The sequence below is a fragment of the Vibrio sp. 811 genome (assembly GCF_033339195.1).
The window spans coordinates 1-661 of sequence record NZ_JAWOUB010000480.1 but is presented as its reverse complement, the minus strand read 5'-3'; the positions used below and the strand labels follow the sequence as shown (position 1 = coordinate 661).

The 661-nt window shown below is 46.6% G+C and carries 1 protein-coding gene; it reads right to left on the bottom strand.

Annotated elements, in window-relative coordinates; genetic code table 11:
- Positions 1-613: FAD-dependent oxidoreductase (locus R7Q46_RS27600; protein ID WP_318078340.1), on the bottom strand; the 613-nt coding region annotated here is incomplete at its 3' end.
- Positions 614-661 lie beyond the last annotated feature (48 nt).

Sequence of the window (661 nt, the reverse complement as noted above, 5' to 3'; positions counted from 1 at the left end):
CGGTGTGAAGAATGATGTTGCCATTTTCCACTTTGTCCATAAGACGATTAATGAGGATCTTTTCAGCACGGAATGAATCACGACGGTGGATCAGGTGAACTTCAGATGCGATGTTAGATAGGTATAGCGCTTCTTCAACCGCTGTGTTACCGCCGCCGATAACCGCTACTTTTTGGTTGCGGTAGAAGAAACCGTCACACGTAGCACATGCCGATACGCCGCGACCTTTGAACGCTTCTTCTGATTCCAGACCTAGGTATTTAGCTGATGCACCTGTTGAAATGATCAAAGCATCACAGGTGTACTCACCAGAATCACCTTTTAAACGGAATGGACGTTGAGACAGTTCAACTTCGTTGATGTGATCGAATACGATTTCTGTTTCGAAACGTTCCGCATGCTCTTTCATGCGTTCCATTAATGCTGGGCCTGTTAGGCCTTCTGCATCACCTGGCCAGTTTTCTACTTCTGTTGTAGTGGTTAGCTGACCACCTTGTTGCATTCCCGTCACAAGCACAGGGTTTAGATTCGCGCGCGCTGCGTATACTGCCGCGGTGTAACCTGCTGGACCAGAACCAAGAATTAATAATTTACAGTGTTTTACGTCGCTCATTGTGGCTCCAAAGAGGGCTGAACATTTCTCTCGATTGTATGGAAATTC